An 18,913-nucleotide genomic window follows, 5' to 3' on the forward strand; every position below is an offset into this window, starting at 1 on the left:
AATCGGTACTCCTTGTATGCTAATTCATGCCCCACGTCAAACATCTGCAACAATCTGAATGCAAAATCATTGGGAGGATCGTGACTCTTCAGCGAATACCGACCAGTCGTGGTGTAATAAACACCACTAACTCCCGTCGTTCATTGTCCTTTCCGTCATGGCGAAAAAGCTGTCCAAGCCACGGGATATTGCCCAGCCCAGGCACGCGATCGCTTCCGGTTTTATTCTTTTGCGAAAAAATTCCGCCCAGCGCCAGCGTTTCTCCACTTTTTACTTCCACCTGGGTTTCAATTTCTTGTTTATCGATGGCGAGCGTTTCACCATCGGCCTGCTGTAGCACCTGTCCTGGCATATTTTCACTGATGTGCAGCTTCAGGCGTACGCGACCGCCGGGCAGCACCACCGGCGTCACCTCCATGCCTAACACCGCCTCTTTGAATTCCACGGAGGTCGCCCCGCTGTCACCGCTGGAGACCTGATATGGGATCTCACTGCCCTGCTTAATACTGGCCGGTTGCATATGCGAGGCCAGCAGTCGTGGGCTGGCGATGATATCGACCTGCTGCTTTTGCTCCAGCGCCGACAATTCCAAATCCAGCAGCCTGCCGTTAATCCGCCCAATGTTAAAACCCACATGGGTGGTGGCGTTTGCCACGGACAGATCGCTGCCAAGCGTTGTGAGTTGCCCGACCTTGCCCGCCTCCGTTGCGTCGGCGAGATTCCACTTCACCCCCAGCTCACGCAGGCTTTTTTCATTGATGGTCACGATATGCGCCGCCAGTTCCACCTGCTCGACAGGGATATCCATCTGCGTCGCCCAGTGCTGCAGCGTATCAAGCACCGCCTGGTTATCCCGTATCAGCAGACGGTTCGTGCGCTTGTCGATAGACAAACTCCCTTTTGGACTGAGCAGTTTTTCCGCCGCTTTTTGCAGCTCCCCGGCGTCAGCGTAAGAAAAAGGTATGCTGTGCGAGACCAGCGGCGCATCAAGCTGTCGGCGTGTCCGCTCCTGCTCTTTGCGTTCCAGCTGTTCACGCTGCCAGGCTGCGGTGTGAACATAAAAAATGCCCCCTTCTTCATGCAGAACAAGTCCGGCGCTGGTGACGACCGTCTGTAGCGCCTGTCGCCAGGGGACGCGTGTCAGATTGAGCGACAGCGTGCCGCTGACATCTGGCGACACCACCAGATTACGGTTCTCCTGCGCGACCAGCGCCTGTAGCACCTGCACCACCGGTACCTCATCCACCACCAGCGTGACCGGCTTTGGCGCGGCGGCCCACAGCGGATGACTGAACGCCAGCAGCCACAGCGTTATCCTTATGTTCATTCTTTTTCGTTCCTTCTCGTTGCCACGTCCATTGTCTGGGTTCACATGCATCCCCCACATCGACGACCAGTTCCCTTTCATTGAGGGCCGTTACCCGCCAGCCCACCGGGAGATGCTGTTGCGGTGTCAGGCGATGCCAGCGCTTTTGCCCGTCCTGTAAAATGCCAGTGTCCTGAGTGCCGCCCACCATCCCGTGGTAATGCCACTGCGCCAGTTGCCCTACCGCACAAGGGTCATCCGGCGGGCGAAAAGGATCCCGCATCCCGGTCACTAACAGGGCGCAACACACCAGCAGGCAACGCGCGCTATTTCGCATGCTGCTCCTCCAGCTCCACCCGCAGGCGTAATGCCGAACCCTGTGCAGAGAGAGCAAAGGCGGCAACCTGAACATCCCGCTGCGCCAGCCGAGTGAAAACAGTCGGGATGGCCTGCCATTCAGCATCCAGCGTCAGTTCCCCTCCGTTTTGCAACGGCTTCCAGTGAACCAGTCTTGTACCCGCCCCATGAAACTCGAGTGGCGAAAAAGGCGTCATTACCGTGGCTTCACGGGGGGCGTGACGCCGCGGAACATGACTTGCGGCGGGCCATAGCGAGACATTAGCCTGTGCGGCCTCGCTGACCTGCCGCTGAAGTTCAGCCACCTGCTTTGTTACCGGTCGAATCACCATGCCCCACGTCATACTCCCCAGAAAGAAAACGCTCAGACACCAGCACAGCACCCGCCATCGGGGGCTGCTTTCGCACCAGCGTTCGAACAAGGTTTCCACGTATTAGCCCTCGCTTCGCAGATGAAAAGTGAACATCCAGCGACCCTGGTCATCCTGCTGTAATTCCCCCGTCGGCCCCGGGGTAAACCCCGCCATCTTTCCGAGCCCATCCCGCAGAGCAGAGAGCGCGGGGAGTGTTGCGGCATATCCGGTTAACATCAGTGTAGGGGGCTGATAGCGCAGTTCGGTCAGCCAGACCTGGGATGGCATCATCCCGGCAAAGGACTCCAGCACCGGCTGCCAGTCGCGTCGTTGAGGCGCTGGCGCTGGCGCGGGCGTCTCTGTGCCTGACCTTGTACGAGACACCAGCACCTGCTGCACGGACTGCATGCCCGCCAGTTGAATATGCAGCGCACGCGACATCACGAGAGGGTTCATCCGCAGGCTGAAAACCCCCATCAGTATCAGCAGCCACGTAGCGACAAACAGTACGCCCCAGAATCGCAGGCAGCGCACGCGTCGCTGCCGCCGCCACGGCAGAAAGTTCGTCATGCTCATTCCGGCACCTCACTCATGGCCAGCGCCAGCGCGACGGTATAATCAGCGCCGCACGCCGGCAGAGGAGCATGGCAACGAACCAGGGCGTCCCAGGGGTCTCGCTGGCTATCAAAGAGGGCAATGTCCTCCGGCGTGAGGGCCAGCAGTGCCGCGAGATCGGCCACGTTTTCCGCTTCCGTGGTAAAACGCCGTCCCCACTGATGGCGCATCGCCCACAGCCACTGATGCCCATCCCGCCAGGCGACACACTGCGCCGGCGCTACCGCAGGGAGAAGGTTCGCCAGCGCACTGGCATCCGGGGTGATCGTCACGAGCCGTAAACGCAACATCTTTGCCAGCGTCAGCAGGGGGTGAATCTCGTTGTTTTGTGCAGCGGTGACATGGAATGTATTGCTGAACGTATCCTGCGCATAATCAAAACAGAGCGTGTCAGCAGCCATCTCCAGTTCACGCGCGAGCGTCGCCCCCAGCCAGGAGAGCTGTTCGCTGTCGCGCAGCGCCACGCCCGGACGGGGGAGCGATCGTTGCAGCGTGCGTGCCGCCGGAAATGAGAGAAACACCCGATGGGAGTGTGGCAACGTTTTCCGCCAGTCGCGCAGGGCGTCAACCAGTTGTTCAGGCTGGCAAATTTTGCCATCCCGGATAATCCCGTCGGCCAGAGTGATAGCCCACCAGCGGCACAAACGCCAGCCCGACCGCTCCCGGGCCAGCGCCACTATCTGCACCCTATCCTGTTGAATATGAACGCCTGTTTGCCATATTTTGAAAGCCATGCTTCACGATCTCCTTATCGCCCGTCAGGTGACGGCTATATCAATGAATCAGGCTTGCCTTTATACTACCGCGCGATTGTTTAGAAACTGCCCAAGTGAAACCAAATGGGAAATCTCCGGTGAAGTTCGTAAAGTATTTATTAATCCTTGCAGTCTGTTGCATTCTGCTGGGAGCAGGCTCGATTTATGGTTTGTACAAATATATTGAGCCGCAGCTGCCTGATGTCGCTACGCTTCGCGATGTGCGACTCCAGATCCCGATGCAGGTCTACAGCGCCGATGGCGAGTTAATGGCGCAGTACGGCGAAAAGCGTCGTATCCCGCTGACCTTAAATCAAATTCCGCCCGTGATGGTCAAAGCCTTTATCGCTACCGAGGACAGCCGTTTTTACGAGCACCACGGTGTCGATCCGGTGGGGATTTTCCGTGCTGCAAGTATTGCGCTGTTCTCCGGTCATGCCTCTCAGGGGGCAAGCACCATTACACAGCAGCTGGCGCGTAACTTCTTCCTTAGCCCAGAAAAGACCCTGACCCGTAAGATCAAAGAGGTGTTCCTTGCGATCCGTATTGAGCAGTTGTTGAGCAAAGACGAGATCCTTGAGCTGTACCTCAATAAAATCTACCTCGGCTACCGCGCCTACGGTGTTGGTGCGGCCGCGCAGGTGTACTTTGGTAAACCTGTCGAGCAGCTGACGTTAAGCGAAATGGCGACCATTGCCGGTCTGCCTAAAGCACCATCGACCTTCAACCCGCTCTACTCGCTTGAACGCGCTACGGCGCGTCGTAACGTCGTCCTGTCACGTATGCTGAGCGAAGGCTATATCAGCCAGAGCGAGTACGAACAGGCGCGCAACGATGTCATCGATGCCAACTACCATGCGCCGGAAATTGCCTTCTCTGCCCCTTATCTCACCGAAATGGTGCGTCAGGAGATGGTGAGCCGCTACGGCGATAAAGCCTACGAAGATGGCTACCGCGTTTACACCACCGTGACCCGCAACGTTCAGCAGGCGGCTCAGGAAGCGGTGCGTAACAACGTGATGGATTACGACATGCGCCACGGTTATCGCGGCCCGTCGAATGTGCTGTGGAAAGTCGGCGAAAGCGCCTGGGACAGCAAAAAAATCACCAGTACGCTGAAAGCGCTGCCCACCTATGGCCCGCTCCTTCCCGCCGTGGTGACTCAGGCCGATCCGCAGGAAGCGGTGGCAACGCTGGCGGATGGAACGTCTGTCTCCCTGCGTATGGACGGGATCCGTTGGGCTCGCCCGTACCGCTCAGACACCCTGCAAGGCCCGACGCCGCGTAAAGTGACGGATGTCGTCCAGACCGGACAGCAAATCTGGGTACGCAAGGTGAGCGACAGCTGGTGGCTGGCGCAGGTGCCAGACGTTAACTCGGCCCTGGTGTCTATCAATCCGCAGAACGGTGCCGTGCTGGCCCTGGTCGGTGGGTTCGATTTCAACCAGAGCAAATTTAACCGCGCCACCCAGGCGTTGCGTCAGGTTGGCTCCAACATCAAGCCGTTCCTCTACACCGCAGCCATGGATAAGGGACTGACTCTCGCCAGTATCCTGAACGACGTGCCTATCTCCCGCTGGGATGCTGGTGCCGGTTCTGACTGGCAGCCGAAGAACTCACCGGCGGAATATTCAGGCCCTATTCGTCTTCGTCAGGGTCTTGGGCAGTCGAAAAACGTGGTGATGGTGCGCGCAATGCGTGCGATGGGTGTCGACTATGCCGCGGAATATCTGCAACGCTTCGGTTTCCCGGCTCAGAACATCGTGCGCACCGAATCGCTGGCGTTAGGCTCTGCGTCCTTTACGCCGCTTCAGGTGGCGCGGGGGTACTCGGTGATGGCTAACGGCGGCTTCCTGATTGACCCGTACTTCATCAGTAAAATCGAGAACGACCAGGGTGGTGTGCTGTTTGAAGCGAAGCCGAAAATTGCCTGCCCTGACTGCGATATTCCGGTCATTTACGGCAATACGCCAAAATCTGAAGTGATTGAAAACAAGGACATGGAAGACGTTGCCGTGTCTCAGGAGCAGACGAACCCTGTGTTGCCGCAGCCGCAGCTGGAACAGGCTAACCAGTCGCTGGTGGCGCAGAGCGGGGCGCAGGAGTATGCACCGCATGTCATCAACACGCCGCTGTCGTTCCTGATAAAGAGCGCACTGAACACCAACATCTTCGGCGAACCTGGCTGGCAAGGGACCGGCTGGCGGGCAGGACGTGATTTACAGCGCCATGATATCGGCGGTAAAACGGGGACAACAAACAGCTCGAAAGATGCGTGGTTCTCCGGTTACGGCCCGGGCGTGGTGACGTCAGTCTGGATCGGTTTTGACGATCATCGCCGTGATTTAGGCCGCACCACGGCTTCAGGCGCGATTAAAGATCAGATTTCTGGCTACGAAGGCGGCGCGAAGAGTGCGCAACCGGCCTGGGATGCCTATATGAAATCCGTGCTGGAAGGCGTTCCGGAGCAGCCGCTGACACCACCACCGGGCGTGGTTACCGTCAATATCGACCGCAGCACCGGGCAGCTCGCCAATGGCGGCAATAGCCGTGCAGAGTATTTCATCGAGGGCACGCAGCCGACCACACAGGCGGTGCATGAGGTGGGTACAGAAATCATTGATAACGGCGAAACGCACGAGTTGTTCTAACGGGCAACGTAAAAACGGCAACCTCAGGTTGCCGTTTTTTTTGTTCTCTCACACGTTGCGGCATCAGGCTGCTATAACCGCCCCTGCCCCTTCAGCCATTCGCGTACCAGGAACAGCGCGCTCACGTTGCGGGCCTCGTTAAAGTCAGGGTCTTCGAGCAGGTCCATCATATGGGCCAGCGGCCAGCGAACCTGTGGCAGTGGCTCCGGCTCGTCCCCCTCCAGCGATTCTGGATAGAGATCCTCAGCAACCACAATGTTCATTTTGCTGGAAAAATAGGAGGGTGCCATGCTCAGTTTTTTCAGGAACGTCAGTTCGTTCGCGCCAAAACCGACCTCTTCTTTCAGCTCGCGATTGGCCGCCTCAAAGACCGTTTCACCCGGATCGATGAGCCCTTTCGAGAACCCAAGTTCGTAAGATTCGGTTCCCACGGCATACTCGCGGATTAAGATCAGATGGTCGTCGACGACAGGAACAATCATCACCGCTTCGCGCGAAGAAGGGCGCATACGTTCGTAAACGCGACGCACACCGTTGCTGAACTCCAGATCCACACTTTCGACATTAAACAGGCGCGATTTTGCGACTGTTTCAACATTCAGAATGGTGGGTTTTTGTAATGGTTTGCTCATCGTGATGGGGTCTTAGCAGTGGGAACTGGCTTTATTGTGCGATACGCCGCACGGTTTCGGCAATGTCAATTGTTCTGTATTTACATTTATGCAACGTAACAGGAATCAATCCTCAATTCAAAACAAATGTCAAGAGGTTGAAATGTTTCCAGGAATTTGCTGATATCGCGCCATAACAGGCTTTGCTATCATCATCGGTCACTGGGATGCGCTTCAGAATGCTCAAGTTCGACTCCATACTTGCCGATAGCCAACCACAGACTCTCATTCAATGTTAAAGGTGCTACTGACTACACCTGTAAGAAGATAAGTAAGATGGGGAAAGCATGAGCACCATTTTGATTGTTCTCGCTGCTATGCTGGCCGGCGCATTGGTTGCAGGGTGGGTATACAGGCGTCGCGTAAGGCGTCGTTACCGGCTGCCCTTTTTAAACGCCTTTGCCGGTGCGACGACGCGTAAACTGACGCAAGAAGAGCGCGATGCAGTAGAAAACTATCTCGAAACACTGAACCGTTCTCAGTTAACACCTGGGCCGACGGGGGCAACTGCTGCGCCGGTGGCGCTCAAGTTAAATGCGCAAAGTGACACAGTGCTCAGTGTGACGCGCTCCATCACCCGCTATGGCATCACCACAGACGATCCCAATAAATGGCGCTATTACCTGGATTCGGTTGAAGTGCATCTGCCCCCGTCCTGGGAGCAGTACATTAATGACGAAAACAGCGTAGAGCTGATCCATACCGATTCGTTGCCGCTGGTTATCTCGCTCAACGGCCATACGTTGAATGAATATCTTCAGGAAGCCCCGCGTTTTGCGCTGGAACGCGCAAGCTCAACGCAGGCCTCCATTCGTGGCGAAGAGACAGAGCAGATCGAGCTGTTGAACATTCGCCAGGAGACGCATGAAGAGTACGCTCTGAGCCGCCCTGACGGCATTCGCGAAGCGATTCTGATCGTGGCCGCGTTCCTGCTCTTTTTCATCTGCCTGCTGACGCCGGATGTGTTTGTCCCCTGGCTGGCTGGCGGTGCGGTGCTGTTGCTGGCAGCCGGACTGTGGGGGCTCTTTGCCCCGCCGGCAAAAACCTCGCTACGTGAGATCCACTGCCTGCGCGGTACTCCTAAGCGCTGGGGTCTGTTCGGTGAGAGTGACCAGGAGCACCTCAATAATATCTCGCTCGGTATTATCGATCTTATCTACCCGCGCCACTGGCAGCCGTGGATTGCCCAGGATTTAGGGCAGAAAACCGATATCGATATCTATCTTGACCGCCATGTGGTGCGCCAGGGGCGCTTTTTATCCCTGCATGATGAAGTAAAAAATTTCCCGCTTCAGCACTGGTTACGCAGTGCGGTCATTGCCGGGGGGGCAGCGCTGGTCTTTATCATGCTTCTGCTGTTTGTCCCGCTGGATATGCCCATTAAATTTACCCTGTCATGGATAAAAGGGGCGCAAACCATTGAGGCAACCAGCGTCAACCAACTGGACGAGGCTGGCGTGCGGGTCGGTGATACGCTGCGCCTGAAGGGCACCGGCATGTGTAACATTCATACGCCTGGCGCATGGAATACGCGTCAGAGCTCGCCGTTCATGCCGTTCGATTGCTCACAAATTATCTGGAATGATGCGCCGCCGCTGCCGCTGCCTGAATCTGAGGTTGTCAATAAAGCCACGTCGCTTACCCAGACGGTCAACCGCCAGCTGCACCCGAAACCCGATGACGACTCGCGCGTGAGCCCTGCCCTGCGCTCGGCCATTCAGAAATCGGGGATGGTGCTTCTGGACGACTTTGGTGACATCGTTCTGAAAACACAGGATTTGTGTTCCGCTCAGGACGAATGCGTACGTCTCAAAAACGCCCTTGTGAACCTGGGTAACAGTAAAGACTGGGATTCGCTGGTGAAACGCGCGGAAGCGGGCCGGCTGGATGGCGTTAACGTGCTGCTGCGTCCGGTCAGCGCCGAGTCGCTGGATAATCTGGTCGCCACGTCAACCGCACCCTTCGTGATGCGCGAAACCACCCGCGCGGCGCAGGCGCTGAACAGCCCGGCACCGGGCGGCTTTGTGATCGTCAGTGATGAAGGGAGCGACCTGGTCGATCAGCCATACCCGCAGGTCGCACTTTATGACTACCCGGCTCAGGAACAGTGGGGCCAGTTCCAGCGCCTGGCGCAGATGCTGATGCAGACGCCGTTTAGCGCTGAAGGGATTGTGACGAGTATCTTTACCGATGCCAACGGCACGCGCCACATCGGCCTGCACCGCATGCCGGACAGCGCAGGCCTGTGGCGCTACATCGGCACCTCGCTGCTGATGATTGCGATGCTGGTATGCATTTGCTGGAACGGTTTTATGGCGCTGCGTCGCTATCAGCGCTCACGCACCAGGCTTGCCGACATCCAGCAGTATTACGAAAATTGCCTTAACCCTAAGCTGATCCCCTCGTCTGAGAGCCTGATCTGATAACGTCGATGCGCGACAAGATGTGCTACCCTGTCGCGCACGTTTCTTCAGGCTGGAGTTCCCCCTTATGCATCTTGATATCGCCTGGCAGGAGGTTGATACCGTTCTGCTGGATATGGACGGCACGCTGCTCGATCTCGCCTTTGATAACTATTTCTGGCAAAAGCTGGTTCCGGAAACCTATGGTGAACAGCAGGGGATCTCCCCGGCAGAAGCGCAGGAATTCATTCGTTCGCAATATAGCGCGGTGCAGCATACGCTAAACTGGTACTGTCTTGACTACTGGAGCGAGCGCCTCGGTTTGGATATTTGTGCCATGACCACCGCCCAGGGCCCGCGCGCCGTACTGCGTGAGGATACCGTGCCTTTTCTGGATGCGCTAAAAGCGAGCGGCAAGCGCCGTATCTTGCTGACCAACGCCCATCCTCACAATCTGGCCGTGAAGCTGGAGCATACGGGTCTTGCTTCGCACCTTGATTTATTACTTTCCACCCACACATTTGGTTATCCGAAAGAGGATCAGCGGTTGTGGCATGCGGTGGCGGAAGAGACCGGTTTGCAGCCGGAACGCACGCTGTTTATTGATGACAGCGAGCCTATTCTGGATTCCGCGGCCAGGTTTGGCATTCGCTATTGTCTGGGCGTTACCAACCCTGACTCTGGCCTGGCTGAAAAAAGCTATCTGCGCCATCCGGGGCTGAACGACTATCGCCAGATGATCCCCTCACTGACCGTGAAGGAGAGGCCATGAAAGAAAAACCCGCTGAAGGGGTAAGACTGGATAAATGGCTGTGGGCAGCCCGTTTTTATAAAACGCGCGCCCTTGCCCGCGACATGATCGACGGCGGTAAAGTGCATTACAACGGCCAGCGCAGCAAACCGAGCAAGCTGGTCGAACTGAATGCCACCTTAACGCTGCGTCAGGGCAACGATGAACGTACCGTTGTGATTAAAGCCATTACTGAACAACGACGGCCCGCAACCGAAGCCGTACTGCTGTATGAAGAGACGGCTGAGAGCATTGAAAAACGCAAGAAGACCGCGCTGGCGCGCAAAATGAATGCGCTGACAATGCCCCACCCGGACCGGCGTCCGGATAAAAAAGAGCGCCGCGATCTGATGAAATTTAAACACGGTGAGACCGAGTAACCCTCACCTGCACGAGAGACTATTATGGCCCAACACGACCAATTACACCGCTACCTGTTTGAACAATTCGCCGTGCGCGGCGAGCTGGTCACCGTATCCGAAACCTGGAAACAGATTCTGGAAAACCACAACTACCCGCTGCCGGTGAAAACCCTGTTGGGCGAACTGCTGGTTGCCACCAGCCTGCTGACTGCCACCCTGAAATTTGCCGGGGATATCACCGTGCAGTTGCAGGGTGATGGCCCTATGACCCTGGCGGTCATTAACGGAAATAACCAGCAGCAGATGCGCGGCGTGGCGCGCGTACAGGGCGATGTTCCTGAAAACGCGGACCTGAAAACGCTGGTGGGTAATGGCTATCTGGTCATCACCATCTCCCCGGAGGAAGGTGAGCGCTATCAGGGCGTGGTTGGCCTCGAAGGCGATACGCTGGCGGCCTGCCTGGAAGATTACTTCATGCGTTCTGAACAGCTGCCGACACGTCTGTTCATCCGCACCGGTGAAGTAGACGGTCAGCCTGCTGCTGGCGGTATGCTGCTGCAGGTTCTGCCTGCGCAGGACGCGCAGACCAACGACTTCGAGCACCTCGCGACTCTGACGGAAACCGTCAAAGCAGAAGAGCTGTTCACCCTGTCGGCGACCGATGTCCTGTGGCGTCTTTATCACGAAGAAGAAGTGACGGTTTACGACCCACAGTCGGTGGAATTTAAGTGCACCTGTTCACGTGAACGCTGCGCTGGCGCGCTGAAGACCCTGCCGGATGAAGAGATCGACAGCATCATGGCGGAAGACGGCGAAATCGATATGCACTGTGACTACTGCGGTACGCACTACGTGTTCAATTCGATGGATATTGCTGAGATCCGCAACAACGCCTCCCCGGCGGATCCTCAGGTCCACTAAGCAAAGCCTGCCCTCACCTTGCCCTCTCCCTTTTGCGAGAGGGTAAGGTGCAAAAAAGCCCTCTCTGGCTGAATCGTTTTTAACACTGTAACTCTTACGTAATTTTCTTACGTGTATGCGATTACATTCACATTCCTTCCGATAAAATCACCAGCCATTAACCTTTTCGGAACATTTTCCCCAACCAAAAAGCGATTCCTGCGATAATCCGCCTGCCCTGTGACTGGAGTCGCAGCGTTTTCCGTTAGTAAGGGTTTTGTCCAGATGCGTAAATCTATGAGCCCCGTCGCGGTTAACAACCTCACAAAAACCCTACAATTTCAGACAGTACATATTGGCTAAGGAGCAGTGATATGCGTGTTACTGGTTTAACCCCGCAAGATCTCAAGGCTTATGGTATTCACGACGTCCAGGAAATCGTCTACAACCCCGATTACGATACGCTGTATCAGGAAGAGCTCAATCCAGCACTGGAAGGATACGAGCGAGGTGTGTTGACTAACCTTGGTGCTATCGCCGTCGATACCGGTATCTTTACCGGTCGTTCGCCGAAAGATAAATACATCGTCCGAGACGAGACCACCCGCGACACGCTGTGGTGGGCTGATAAAGGCAAAGGGAAGAACGATAACAAACCGCTCTCTCCGGAAACCTGGCAGCATCTGAAAGGGCTCGTTACCCATCAACTTTCCGGCAAGCGTCTGTTTATCGTTGATGCTTTCTGCGGCGCTAACGCCGATACCCGCCTTTCCGTGCGGTTTATCACTGAAGTGGCCTGGCAGGCGCATTTCGTGAAAAACATGTTTATTCGTCCTGACGACAAAGAGCTGCAGGATTTCACCCCTGACTTCATCGTGATGAACGGGGCGAAATGCACGAACCCACAGTGGAAAGAGCAGGGTCTTAACTCCGAGAACTTCATCGCCTTCAACCTGACCGAGCGTATTCAGCTGATCGGCGGTACCTGGTACGGCGGCGAAATGAAGAAAGGGATGTTCTCGGTGATGAACTACCTGCTGCCGCTGCGCGGTATCGCCTCCATGCACTGTTCGGCAAACGTCGGTGAAAAAGGGGATGTGGCGGTGTTCTTCGGCCTGTCCGGCACCGGTAAAACCACCCTTTCTACCGATCCGAAACGTCGTCTGATTGGCGATGACGAGCACGGCTGGGATGATGACGGCGTGTTTAACTTCGAAGGGGGCTGCTACGCGAAGACCATTCGCCTGTCTGAAGAAGCGGAGCCAGATATCTTCCATGCCATCCGCCGCGATGCGCTGCTGGAAAACGTCACCGTGCGTGCCGATGGAACGATCGACTTCGACGATGCTTCGAAAACCGAAAACACCCGCGTGTCTTACCCTATCTACCACATCGACAACATCGTGAAGCCGGTGTCAAAAGCGGGCCACGCGACGAAGGTGATTTTCCTGACGGCAGATGCGTTCGGCGTGTTGCCTCCGGTGTCCCGCCTGACCGCCAGCCAGACGCAGTACCACTTCCTGTCTGGTTTTACCGCCAAACTGGCCGGTACCGAGCGCGGCGTGACGGAGCCAACGCCAACCTTCTCCGCCTGCTTCGGCGCAGCGTTCCTGTCGCTGCACCCGACGCAGTACGCGGAAGTGCTGGTCAAACGCATGCAGGCGTCCGGTGCACAGGCGTACCTGGTGAATACCGGCTGGAACGGCACCGGCAAACGTATCTCCATCAAAGATACCCGCGCCATTATCGACGCCATTCTGGATGGTTCACTCGATAACGCCGAAACCTTCACGCTGCCGATGTTTGATCTGGCAATCCCGACGGCGCTGCCGGGCGTAGAGACCCGTATTCTCGACCCACGCAATACCTACGGTTCACCGGAGCAGTGGCGTGAGAAAGCAGAATCGCTGGCGAAACTTTTTATTGAGAACTTCGAGAAGTATACCGATACCCCGGCAGGTGAAGCGCTGGTGAGTGCGGGACCGAAGCTGTAACAGCTGACCCGACCTGCAAAAAAAAGGGTGGCTTTTGCCACCCTTTTTTAACTCTCTCTCACCTGCCCGCGCGTCACCGGCACCGGTAACCATGCGCGAATGCTTAAACCGCCCCGCTCACTGGTCCCAATCTCCAGCAAGCCGTTATGGTTATCTACAATACGCTGCACAATCGCCAGGCCTAAGCCGGTTCCGCTGGTACTGCGCGCGCTATCGCCCCGCACAAACGGCTGGAACAGATGCTTACGCTGCTCTGGCTTAATGCCCGGACCGTCATCTTCGACCTGGAACCAGGCGCGGTTGAGCTCAGACCCGCTGCTGACTTTAATCCAGCCATTGCCATAACGGGCCGCGTTAACCACCATATTAGCCACAGCACGTTTAATGGAAAGCGGGTGCATCCGCACCTGAATTTCTCCGGCCTGCAGGTCGGTATCGATTTCCCGCTCGTAGCCGCTTTCCGCCGCGACCACTTCACCGAGTACCGCATTCAGATCGGCCATCTCCATCGGCATCTCCTGCCCGGTACGCAGGTAGTCAATGAACTGCTCGATGATGGCGTTACACTCTTCGATGTCCTTGTTAATGGACTCCGCAAGATAACCATCCTCTTCGCCCATCATCTCCGTCGCCAGACGGATACGCGTGAGCGGCGTGCGCAGGTCATGACTCACGCCCGCCATCAGCAGCGTACGGTCGTCTGCCAGCTGCTTCACGCCGGCCGCCATATGGTTAAAGGCCCGCGTCACGGAACGCACTTCTGAGGCGCCGTACTCACGCAGTGGCGGAGGAATAATCCCTTTACCGACCTGCAGCGCAGCGTGCTCCAGGTCGACCAACGGTCGGTTCTGTATACGAATAAACAGCCACGCGCCGCCTATCGCCAGCAGCATAATGGCAAGGGTGTAGCGGAACAGCGGTGAGAAGTCACCCTGGTGAATTTCGGTCAGCGGGACGCGCACCCAGATATTGGGTGACAGCCAGGTTTTCAGCCAGACGACCGGCGAGCTTTTGTTGACCTCAACGCGCACTTCAGTCGGGCCACCTAACTGCTGCGCCATCTGCTGGCTGAGGAACTCATAATGCTGCGCCCAGCGCAGGCCAGCGTCTTCTGCCGCTTCGTTGGAGTAAAGCGAAATACCCAGCTCACGGTAGATTTCACGGCGAAACGCCGGGGGAACAACTAACTGCGTGCCGTCCTCCAGTTGCAGTTTATCGGTCATCAGCATACGCACTTCGTATGCCAGAACCTTATTGAACTGCTGGAGGCTCGGCAGGATCGCAAAGTTCAGCACCACCAGATAGGTTGTCACCAGGCTGACGAACAGCAGGGTGACAATCAGTAACAGCGTACGGGCAAATGAGCTTCGCGGAGAGAAGCGCATTCGCCTCATGCTTTAGCGCCGTCCGGGACAAACACGTAGCCCAGACCCCATACGGTCTGAATATAACGAGGATGCGCCGGATCTTCTTCCACCATGCGGCGCAGACGGGAGATCTGCACGTCAATGGAACGTTCCATTGCGGAGTATTCACGGCCGCGCGCCAGGTTCATCAGCTTGTCACGTGAAAGCGGCTCACGCGGGTGGCTGACCAGCGCTTTCAGCACCGCGAACTCACCGCTGGTGAGCGGCATAGGTTCATCTTCACGGAACATCTCACGGGTACCGAGATTCAGCTTGAACTTACCAAACGCAATCACCGCTTCTTCCTGCGACGGTGCGCCAGGCAGTTCGTTCGCCTGACGGCGCAGCACGGCGCGAATACGGGCCAGCAGTTCACGCGGGTTGAACGGTTTTGGAATGTAGTCGTCAGCGCCGATTTCCAGACCAACGATGCGGTCAACCTCTTCCCCTTTCGCCGTCACCATGATGATCGGCATAGGGTTGCTCTGGCTACGCAGACGGCGGCAGATGGAAAGCCCGTCTTCACCAGGCAGCATCAGGTCGAGTACCATAAGATGGAATGATTCGCGGGTCAGCAGACGGTCCATCTGCTCAGCGTTGGCCACGCTACGAACCTGGAAGCCCTGCTCGGTCAGATAACGCTCAAGCAGCGCACGCAGGCGCATGTCGTCATCCACGACCAGAATTTTGTAGTTCTCTTGCATTGTGTGTACTCCCAAAGGTTCGGATAGTCTAATAACAGCGTATTCTAAAAAAGTGCACGTGTTCGACCAGCTAATTCTGGTATAAATTCTAGTCGAAATTGTTACAAAGCATATTTAACAGCAGCTTATCTGCACATTTCATCACATAAATCATTATTAACGTTGTCTGTTAGACTACGTGATACGTAATGTGCGCAAAGAATGCAATGATGTCGAGTCTTAAGGTCACCCCATGAAAACGCCCCTGATCACCCGCGAAGGGTATGAGAAACTCAAAAAAGAGATGGATTACCTGTGGCGCGAAGAGCGTCCTGAAGTGACCAAAAAAGTGACCTGGGCCGCAAGCCTGGGCGATCGCAGTGAAAATGCTGACTACCAGTACAACAAAAAACGGTTACGTGAAATCGACCGCCGGGTCCGCTATCTGACCAAATGCCTTGAGAACCTCAAAATAGTGGATTACTCCCCACAGCAGGAAGGCAAAGTGTTTTTCGGCGCGTGGGTCGAGATTGAGAACGACGATGGCGATACCCTGCGTTTTCGTATCGTCGGCTATGACGAAATTTTTGGTCGTAAGGATTACATCTCTATCGACTCACCAATGGCCCGTGCGCTGCTGAAAAAGGAAGTGGGCGATTTGGCCGTCGTGCAGACCCCTGGCGGCGAAGCCAGCTGGTACGTCAACGAAATTACGTACGTTAAATAGTCCGAGAGCGCCCTCCGCGGCTGGCATTTTGCCGTGTCAGCCCGTATAACTATCCCCTGATTTTTTCGACTCAACAGATGATAAAGCCATGATGAAAGATTCGCTCTGCCGCATTATTGCGGGTGAACTTCAGGCCAGAGCCGAACAGGTAGAAGCTGCCGTTCGCCTGCTTGATGAAGGGAACACCGTGCCGTTTATTGCACGTTATCGTAAGGAAGTCACCGGCGGTCTGGATGACACGCAGCTGCGTAACCTGGAGACCCGTCTCGGTTACCTGCGCGAACTGGAAGACCGTCGTCAGGCGATCCTCAAATCCATCGGCGAACAGGGAAAACTGACCAGCGAGCTGGAAACCGCAATCAACGGCACCCTGAGCAAAACCGAACTCGAAGACCTTTATCTGCCGTACAAACCGAAGCGCCGCACCCGTGGACAGATTGCCATTGAGGCAGGCCTGGAGCCGCTGGCCGAACTGCTGTGGAACGAACCGTCCCACGACCCGGAAACCGAAGCCGCGAAGTTTATCGATGCCGATAAAGGGGTCGCAGACACCAAAGCCGCACTCGACGGCGCGCGCTACATTCTGATGGAGCGCTTCTCCGAAGATGCCGCCCTGCTCGCGAAAGTGCGTGACTATCTGTGGAAAAACGCCCACATCGTCTCTACCGTGGTCAGCGGGAAAGAGGAAGAAGGCGCCAAGTTCCGCGATTATTTCGATCATCACGAACCCATCTCTACCACCCCTTCACACCGCGCGCTGGCGATGTTCCGCGGCCGCAACGAAGGCGTGCTCCAGCTCTCCCTGAATGCCGATCCACAGTTTGACGAGCCACCAAAAGAGAGCCACTGCGAGCAGATCATTATCGACCACCTCGGCCTGCGCCTGAACAACGCGCCGGCAGACAGCTGGCGCAAAGGCGTGGTGAGCTGGACGTGGCGCATCAAGGTGCTAATGCACCTCGAAACCGAACTGATGGGCACCGTGCGTGAACGCGCCGAAGACGAAGCAATCAACGTCTTCGCCCGTAACCTGCACGACCTGCTGATGGCCGCACCTGCCGGCCTGCGCGCCACCATGGGTCTCGATCCGGGTCTGCGTACCGGCGTAAAAGTGGCCGTGGTTGACGGTACCGGCAAGCTGGTGGCTACCGACACCATTTATCCGCATACCGGCCAGGCGGCGAAGGCTGCCGTCGTGGTTGCGGCGCTGTGCGAGAAATACAACGTGGAGCTGGTGGCCATCGGCAACGGTACGGCCTCCCGTGAAACCGAGCGTTTCTACCTCGATGTGCAGAAACAGTTCCCGAAAGTCACCGCACAGAAAGTGATTGTCAGCGAGGCGGGCGCTTCCGTCTATTCGGCGTCTGAACTGGCCGCCCTGGAGTTCCCGGACCTGGACGTTTCCCTGCGCGGTGCAGTTTCTATCGCCCGCCGTCTGCAGGATCCGCTGGCGGAGCTGGTTAAGATCGACCCGAAATCCATCGGCGTCGGCCAGTATCAGCATGACGTGAGCCAGACTCAGCTGGCCCGTAAGCTGGATGCGGTCGTGGAAGACTGCGTAAACGCCGTCGGCGTTGACCTGAACACGGCCTCTGTTCCCCTGCTGACCCGCGTGGCGGGCTTAACCCGCATGATGGCGCAAAACATCGTTGCCTGGCGTGATGAAAACGGCCAGTTCCAGAACCGCCAGCAGTTGCTGAAGGTGAGCCGTCTGGGGCCAAAAGCGTTTGAGCAGTGCGCGGGCTTCCTGCGCATCAACCACGGCGATAACCCGCTGGATGCCTCAACCGTTCACCCGGAAGCGTACCCGGTAGTGGAACGCATTCTGGCCGCAACCCAGCAGGCGCTGAAAGACCTGATGGGCGACAGCAGCGCGCTGCGTAACCTGAAGGCGGTCGATTTTACCGACGAACAGTTCGGGGTGCCGACGGTCACGGACATCATCAAAGAGCTGGAAAAACCAGGCCGCGATCCGCGTCCTGAGTTTAAAACCGCGACCTTCGCCGACGGCGTTGAAACCATGAATGATCTGCTTCCAGGCATGGTACTCGAAGGGGCGGTCACTAACGTCACCAACTTTGGCGCGTTTGTCGATATCGGCGTGCACCAGGACGGTCTGGTCCACATCTCTTCCCTTGCCGATAAATTCGTTGAAGATCCGCATACCGTGGTCAAAGCGGGCGACATCGTGAAGGTGAAGGTGATGGAAGTGGATCTGCAGCGTAAGCGTATCGCCCTGACGATGCGTCTGGACGAGCAGCCAGGTGAAACCAGCGCGCGCCGCGGCAGTAACGGCGGCGGACGCGAGCAGCAGCGCCCGGCCGCAAAAGCGGCGAAGCCACGCGGACGTGACGCCCAGCCTGCAGGCAACAGCGCCATGATGGATGCGCTGGCGGCAGCAATGGGTAAGAAACGCTAACCGCATAAAAAAGGCCCGGTGATGCGTCACTCACCGGGCCGTTATCCCGCCGAAATTAATTGTAAAATATGAAACCGGTTGTATATCTATATTTCAACCACCAGTGATCACACTATTAACAAATAAGCCGTTCCTCTCCCTGCCGCAGAATCAGTAAATATTGAGCAAGGTCAAACAGGCCGTAAATTAATACCGCAAACAACATTCCGTCACAGTTTTATTATTGCTGATAAAAACTATTCTCATTATCATCCCATAGTAGATATTTTAACCTCTCGTGGAATCAGGCATTATGCAATTCACTCCAGACAGTGCATGGAAAATTACCGGTTTTACCCACGAAATTAGCCCGGCCTATCGACAAAAGCTGCTGTCGCTGGGCATGCTGCCCGGCTCGTCATTTCAGGTCGTGCGCGTCGCCCCGTTAGGTGATCCGGTGCATATCGAAACCCGACGCGTAAATCTGGTATTGCGTAAAAAAGATCTCGCATTAATAGAAGTCGAAGCCTTATCCCGATAACA

17 protein-coding genes are annotated in these 18,913 nt (G+C 56.4%); 9 read left to right on the forward strand and 8 right to left on the reverse strand.

Going from position 1 to position 18,913, the window contains the following annotated elements:
- Positions 1 to 88 precede the first annotated feature (88 nt).
- Genes hofQ through AC2FAP_RS18670 form a run of 5 tightly spaced genes read right to left on the reverse strand, consistent with a single transcriptional unit; the run spans position 89 to position 3,365 of the window.
- The gene (hofQ, locus tag AC2FAP_RS18650) at positions 89 to 1,327 is read right to left on the reverse strand and encodes a DNA uptake porin HofQ (RefSeq protein ID WP_449541954.1); all 1,239 of its coding nucleotides are present in this window, start codon (positions 1,325 to 1,327) and stop codon (positions 89 to 91) included.
- Positions 1,239 to 1,643, reverse strand: coding sequence for a HofP DNA utilization family protein (locus AC2FAP_RS18655; RefSeq protein WP_059305538.1), 405 nt, complete (start codon positions 1,641 to 1,643; stop codon positions 1,239 to 1,241). Before AC2FAP_RS18655 ends, hofQ begins: the two co-directional genes overlap by 89 nt.
- The gene (locus tag AC2FAP_RS18660) at positions 1,633 to 2,094 is read right to left on the reverse strand and encodes a HofO family protein (RefSeq protein WP_449541955.1); all 462 of its coding nucleotides are present in this window, start codon (positions 2,092 to 2,094) and stop codon (positions 1,633 to 1,635) included. The genes AC2FAP_RS18655 and AC2FAP_RS18660 overlap by 11 nt, the downstream gene beginning before the upstream one ends.
- A gap of 3 nt (positions 2,095 to 2,097) precedes the next feature.
- The gene (locus tag AC2FAP_RS18665) at positions 2,098 to 2,592 is read right to left on the reverse strand and encodes a PilN domain-containing protein (protein ID WP_449541956.1); all 495 of its coding nucleotides are present in this window, start codon (positions 2,590 to 2,592) and stop codon (positions 2,098 to 2,100) included.
- The gene (locus AC2FAP_RS18670) at positions 2,589 to 3,365 is read right to left on the reverse strand and encodes a type IV pilus biogenesis protein PilM (RefSeq protein ID WP_307374054.1); all 777 of its coding nucleotides are present in this window, start codon (positions 3,363 to 3,365) and stop codon (positions 2,589 to 2,591) included. Before AC2FAP_RS18670 ends, AC2FAP_RS18665 begins: the two co-directional genes overlap by 4 nt.
- 119 nt (positions 3,366 to 3,484) lie before the next feature.
- Here AC2FAP_RS18670 and mrcA point away from each other — a divergent pair, with 119 nt between their 5' ends.
- Positions 3,485 to 6,037, forward strand: coding sequence for a peptidoglycan glycosyltransferase/peptidoglycan DD-transpeptidase MrcA (mrcA, locus tag AC2FAP_RS18675; RefSeq protein ID WP_307374057.1), 2,553 nt, complete (start codon positions 3,485 to 3,487; stop codon positions 6,035 to 6,037).
- 71 nt (positions 6,038 to 6,108) lie between these two features.
- Here the strand turns inward: mrcA and nudE are convergent, their stop codons facing one another.
- Positions 6,109 to 6,669 carry an ADP compounds hydrolase NudE gene (gene nudE, locus AC2FAP_RS18680; RefSeq protein ID WP_014171956.1) on the reverse strand — a complete coding sequence of 187 codons (561 nt, stop codon included), beginning with the start codon at positions 6,667 to 6,669 and terminating at the stop codon, positions 6,109 to 6,111.
- Between the two features lie 326 nt (positions 6,670 to 6,995).
- Here nudE and AC2FAP_RS18685 point away from each other — a divergent pair, with 326 nt between their 5' ends.
- The 5 genes from AC2FAP_RS18685 (at position 6,996) to pckA (ending at position 13,156) form a co-directional block, all read left to right on the forward strand.
- Positions 6,996 to 9,131 carry an intracellular growth attenuator family protein gene (locus AC2FAP_RS18685; protein WP_032679110.1) on the forward strand — a complete coding sequence of 712 codons (2,136 nt, stop codon included), beginning with the start codon at positions 6,996 to 6,998 and terminating at the stop codon, positions 9,129 to 9,131.
- A gap of 67 nt (positions 9,132 to 9,198) precedes the next feature.
- Positions 9,199 to 9,882 carry a GMP/IMP nucleotidase gene (yrfG, locus tag AC2FAP_RS18690; protein WP_025202858.1) on the forward strand — a complete coding sequence of 228 codons (684 nt, stop codon included), beginning with the start codon at positions 9,199 to 9,201 and terminating at the stop codon, positions 9,880 to 9,882.
- Positions 9,879 to 10,280, forward strand: coding sequence for a ribosome-associated heat shock protein Hsp15 (gene hslR / locus AC2FAP_RS18695; protein ID WP_449541957.1), 402 nt, complete (start codon positions 9,879 to 9,881; stop codon positions 10,278 to 10,280). Before yrfG ends, hslR begins: the two co-directional genes overlap by 4 nt.
- Before the next feature lie 24 nt (positions 10,281 to 10,304).
- A complete protein-coding gene (gene hslO / locus AC2FAP_RS18700) occupies positions 10,305 to 11,183 on the forward strand; it encodes an Hsp33 family molecular chaperone HslO (protein ID WP_014171960.1) in 879 nt (292 codons plus the stop codon).
- Positions 11,184 to 11,536: 353 nt separating this feature from the next.
- Positions 11,537 to 13,156 carry a phosphoenolpyruvate carboxykinase (ATP) gene (gene pckA / locus AC2FAP_RS18705; protein WP_014171961.1) on the forward strand — a complete coding sequence of 540 codons (1,620 nt, stop codon included), beginning with the start codon at positions 11,537 to 11,539 and terminating at the stop codon, positions 13,154 to 13,156.
- 47 nt (positions 13,157 to 13,203) lie between these two features.
- Here the strand turns inward: pckA and envZ are convergent, their stop codons facing one another.
- The gene (gene envZ, locus AC2FAP_RS18710) at positions 13,204 to 14,550 is read right to left on the reverse strand and encodes a two-component system sensor histidine kinase EnvZ (RefSeq protein WP_014171962.1); all 1,347 of its coding nucleotides are present in this window, start codon (positions 14,548 to 14,550) and stop codon (positions 13,204 to 13,206) included.
- Positions 14,547 to 15,266, reverse strand: coding sequence for an osmolarity response regulator transcription factor OmpR (ompR, locus tag AC2FAP_RS18715; protein WP_006177890.1), 720 nt, complete (start codon positions 15,264 to 15,266; stop codon positions 14,547 to 14,549). The genes envZ and ompR overlap by 4 nt, the downstream gene beginning before the upstream one ends.
- Before the next feature lie 232 nt (positions 15,267 to 15,498).
- Here ompR and greB point away from each other — a divergent pair, with 232 nt between their 5' ends.
- The 3 genes from greB to feoA all read left to right on the forward strand — a co-directional run bounded on the left by greB (position 15,499) and on the right by feoA (position 18,911).
- The gene (gene greB / locus AC2FAP_RS18720) at positions 15,499 to 15,972 is read left to right on the forward strand and encodes a transcription elongation factor GreB (RefSeq protein ID WP_014171964.1); all 474 of its coding nucleotides are present in this window, start codon (positions 15,499 to 15,501) and stop codon (positions 15,970 to 15,972) included.
- 88 nt (positions 15,973 to 16,060) lie between these two features.
- Complete coding sequence (locus tag AC2FAP_RS18725; RefSeq protein ID WP_014171965.1) at positions 16,061 to 18,391, forward strand: Tex family protein; 2,331 nt, start codon at positions 16,061 to 16,063, stop codon at positions 18,389 to 18,391.
- A gap of 292 nt (positions 18,392 to 18,683) precedes the next feature.
- Positions 18,684 to 18,911, forward strand: coding sequence for a ferrous iron transporter A (feoA, locus tag AC2FAP_RS18730; protein WP_020884570.1), 228 nt, complete (start codon positions 18,684 to 18,686; stop codon positions 18,909 to 18,911).
- Positions 18,912 to 18,913 lie beyond the last annotated feature (2 nt).

Source organism: Enterobacter cloacae complex sp. 394I7 (assembly GCF_057320345.1).